Origin of the sequence: Protofrankia sp. Cr2 (assembly GCF_963555885.1) — a bacterium.
Taxonomy (GTDB): domain Bacteria; phylum Actinomycetota; class Actinomycetes; order Frankiales; family Frankiaceae; genus Protofrankia.
Map to the genome: position 1 here is coordinate 20,065 of NZ_CAUVXG010000045.1, position 3,936 is coordinate 24,000.

Sequence of the window (3,936 nt, forward strand, 5' to 3'; positions counted from 1 at the left end):
CCGGATGGTCGATTCAGGCCAACCTTGTAACTCTGTTCGGTGACGGGGACTCTTGTCCGTAATGGCTACCGCATACCGTGTACTCAGCGCCGCCGGAGGCCCTGATCAATCAGGTGGCCACCAAGTTCCGGCGGTAGACCCCGGTCGCACATGGCGGGGTCCCCGTGGGGACGGGAGGCGGTGGTGGGCGCAATGACGGCGCGAGGGCCGGACGAGAACGGTGACCGGCCGGGTGCACAGCGGGAAACCGGCGAGGTTCAGAACACCGGTGATGGTCGGCAGTTGCGACCCGGCGCGGTGTTCGCGGCGGATGTCGGTGACGCGCGGCCCGTGTCCCTGCTCGGTCTGCGCATGCCCGGCGAGGATGACGACCGCGAGGCGACCGTGAGCCGGCGACCCGGCCGGTCACGGATCGGCACGCGCGCTCCGGCTCCGCTCGCGACGCCGGCCCGACCAGGCCAGCCACGGCCAGGCCAGCCACGGCCAGGCCAGCCACGGCCGGACCAGCCACGGCCGGACCAGCCACGGCCGGACCAGCCACGGCCGGACCAGCCACGACTGCTGGTGCCGGCACCGGCATTGGCTGGCTGGACCCCGGACGTGGGGCTCTTCCTGCCGGCCGTGGACATAGCAGCCGTGGACATACCGGCGGCTGATCCAGTGCCCGCGGGCTCCCCGGAGACGTTGTCGCCGGAGCTCACCTGGCCTGATGTCGCGTTGCCGGAAGCTGGGGAGATCCCGGAGACCGTGGCGGCCGACGGTTCGACCGGCGCCGACCCCGCCACTGCGATGGTCAATTGTCTACGGGTGCATGTCGGCGGGTTCAGTGGTGGTGCTGGACGCATGGCCGCGGCCGGTCTCGGGATGGCTCTCGCTGCGTCCCGCCGCGACCGGGTCATCGCGGTGGACGTGTGTGCCGAGCAGGCCGGCCGTGCCCAGGACGTGTTGGCGGTCTGGTATGAGGTGGTGCTGGTCGACGGACCTCCAGGCTGGGATCAGCCGCTGCCCGCGGCTGCGTCGTCCCGCGCCGACACGGTCGTGGTGGCGACGCGGGCCGACCTTGTTGATCTTTCGGCTGCAGACGACGTCCTGGTGACACTCGCCGGCCCCGATGTCGCCGGCACCGCATGGAGTGGAGCTGACGGCTCGCTGGTGGTCGCGGTAGTGGAGACCGTCCCGATCCGCTGGTCGGCCCGGGCCCGCCGTCGCCTGGCACGGCTCTCCGATCGGGCGGGGGCCGTTGTCGTCGTCCCGTTCGATCCGGCGCTGGTCGACGGCGTCCCGTTCACCTGGTCGGGCCTGCGTCGCCGCACCAGGGCGGCCTTCGGCGAGCTCGCTGCCGCCGTGGACGCAGCCTCCGGTTGGCAGCCTCCGGTTGATCGCCTTCCGGCGTGAAGTCGGTCCGGGGGCAATAGGGTCGACCGGTGAAGCGGGAGTTGCTGACGCCATCCGGGCAGGGTGATCACGGTGGTGCGGACGGTGCGTTGCGCGCCGCACTGGATGCCGGGGACGAGCAGTCGGTCGCGACCGCGCTGGCCCGGGCTCGGGTGTTCGTCGCGATCGAGGCCCGACTGACCGATGCCGATGCCCTCACCGGCGCAGACAAGGCGTCCGAGATGGTTCTGGTGACGCTCTGGGTGCCCTCCGGCGCCACCGCGATTCCGGCGTTCAGCGGTGTCGACACGCTGGCCCGGTGGCGCCGGGCGGCCAGGCCGGTCGCAGTGCCCGGTCATGCCCTGTGTGCCCAGGCCGTGCGCGACGGCCACAGCGCGGTCGTGCTCGACATCGCCGGACCGGCGATGGCTACCGTCGACGGTGAGTTGTTGGAGCGGATCGCCGCGCTCTGATGCCTGTCCGACGGATATCGGCCGATGCGCGCGTGGCGGATTGACCGCTTTTGGATGGAGTACCCCTTGCGGGCCGTTGGGCCCGATCGGCAGGGACTCCATATCCCACGGTCAACTGATCGTCGCATCCGGCCCGCTCTGCTAGGCTGTGGGTCGACCGCTTGTCACCCGGGCCGGAGTCTCGTAGCGATTCCTTCCAGTAGTGACAAGGCCAAGCGGAGGCTTGCCTCCCACCCGACGTCGCAACTTCGGCGGCCGGGTCGCCGGTCGGCCGAGCCGTTGTGTGACGGCGTATCGGCCGGGTGCCCAGTCTCGCTGGGTGCAGGGCTCCGCAGCGGCAGGTCATGCCCGCGCGTCGAGTCCACGGAGGGAACCACATCAGCGCAGAGTCACGTATTAACGACCGGATCAGGGTGCCCGAGGTGCGCCTGGTTGGGCCCGAAGGCGAGCAGATCGGCATTGTGGCCATTGCCGAGGCTATGCGGCTGGCCCAGGAGGCCGATCTCGACCTGGTTGAGGTCGCTCCGACGGCCCGCCCGCCGGTCTGCAAGCTCATGGACTATGGGAAGTTCAAGTACGAGTCCGACCAGAAGCGTCGTGAGGCTCGTAAGAACCAGGTCCAGACGGTAATCAAGGAAATGAAGCTTCGGCCGAAGATCGATCCGCACGACTACGAGACCAAGAAGGGTCACGTGGTCCGGTTCCTGCGGGCCGGCGACAAAGTCAAGATTACGATTATGTTCCGCGGACGGGAGCAGTCCCGGCCCGAGCTCGGCATCCGGCTTCTGCAACGATTGTCGAGCGATGTCGCGGAGCTCGGTTACGTCGAGGCTCAGCCCAAGCAGGATGGCCGGAACATGACCATGGTGATGGCACCGCACAAGGGGTCCCGACCTCAGCGTGCGCCAGAGCCGGCCGGACTGGTCTGACCAGCATGCCGTTGACGACCACCACTGATTGCAGGATCTCCAGATGCCCAAGATGAAGACCCACACCGGCGCGTCCAAGCGGTTCAGAATCACCGGAACAGGCAAGGTGATGCGCCGCCGGACCAACCGCAACCACCTGCTGGAACACAAGTCCAGCCGGCGTACCCGGCGGCTGTACAACGAGGTGACGCTCAGCCCGGCGGACGAGGGACGTATCAAGAAGCTGCTGGCGCGCTGACCACCGCTCGCCCTCGAACCGCTCCCACCGGTTGGGAGCGGTGCAACGCGGTGCCGACAGGCACGACTGAAGGAGAGTTTCCCCCTCATGGCAAGGGTCAAGCGGGCGGTCAACGCCCAGAAGAAACGCCGGACGGTGCTCGAGCAGTCCAGCGGGTACCGGGGGCAGCGCTCTCGGCTGTACCGCAAGGCCAAGGAGCAGGTCCTGCACTCGATGGCCTACTCCTACCGTGACCGGCGAGCTCGCAAGGGCGACTTCCGGCAGCTGTGGATAGCCAGGATCAACGCTGCCGCGCGGGCGAACGGGATGACCTACAACCGGTTCATCCAGGGGCTGCGGCTGGCCGAGGTGGACGTCGACCGCAAGATCCTCGCCGATCTCGCGGTGACGGACCCGGCCGCGTTCACCGCGCTCGTCGAGGTCGCCCGCGCTGCCCTGCCGACGGCGCCGCCGGTCAGTCCGGCGGAGACGTCGGCCGCCTGATCGATCGCGTCGGACGGTACCCGTATCCGAATTGATGTCGGTGGTCCCTGACCCGGCTGGCCCGCGCTCGTCGCGGGTTCTCGACGCGCGGCGTCTGCGCCGCCCGGCGACCCGTCGCCTCCGCGGTCAGTTTCTGGTTGAGGGGCCCCAGGCGGTCACAGCGGGGCTCGCGGTCGGGGCACTGCACGAGATCTTCGTTGGTTCGTCGGCGATGAGCAGGTACGCGGCCCTTGTAGACGGAGCGGGGATACCGGTGCGGATCATATCGGATGACGCAGTGGCGTCACTGTCCGAGACAGTGACGCCTCAGGGCGTGGTTGGGCTGGCTGACTGCCCAGGCCACCGGGTCGCAGACCTCGACCAACCCCGGCTGGTGGCGATCTGCCTCGACACTCGCGATCCGGGCAATGCCGGGACGATCATCAGATCCGCGGACGCC

General features: G+C 69.0%; 6 protein-coding genes. All 6 read left to right on the forward strand.

Going from position 1 to position 3,936, the window contains the following annotated elements:
• Positions 1-192 precede the first annotated feature (192 nt).
• Positions 193-1,395 (forward strand): hypothetical protein, encoded by a 1,203-nt coding sequence (locus U9978_RS18100; RefSeq protein WP_322762318.1) that lies wholly within the window; start codon positions 193-195, stop codon positions 1,393-1,395.
• Positions 1,396-1,424: 29 nt separating this feature from the next.
• Positions 1,425-1,847 (forward strand): SseB family protein, encoded by a 423-nt coding sequence (locus U9978_RS18105; protein ID WP_322762319.1) that lies wholly within the window; start codon positions 1,425-1,427, stop codon positions 1,845-1,847.
• Between the two features lie 344 nt (positions 1,848-2,191).
• Complete coding sequence (gene infC / locus U9978_RS18110) at positions 2,192-2,776, forward strand: translation initiation factor IF-3 (protein WP_416211027.1); 585 nt, start codon at positions 2,192-2,194, stop codon at positions 2,774-2,776.
• Positions 2,777-2,819: 43 nt separating this feature from the next.
• On the forward strand, positions 2,820-3,014 hold the full coding sequence (rpmI, locus tag U9978_RS18115; protein ID WP_239311477.1) for a 50S ribosomal protein L35: 195 nt from the start codon (positions 2,820-2,822) through the stop codon (positions 3,012-3,014).
• An 87-nt stretch (positions 3,015-3,101) separates the two neighbouring features.
• Entirely contained in the window at positions 3,102-3,497 is a 396-nt protein-coding gene (gene rplT / locus U9978_RS18120) for a 50S ribosomal protein L20 (protein ID WP_322762321.1), read from the forward strand.
• 34 nt (positions 3,498-3,531) lie between these two features.
• A partial coding sequence (locus U9978_RS18125; RefSeq protein ID WP_322762322.1) for an RNA methyltransferase substrate-binding domain-containing protein occupies positions 3,532-3,936 on the forward strand: 405 nt, incomplete at its 3' end.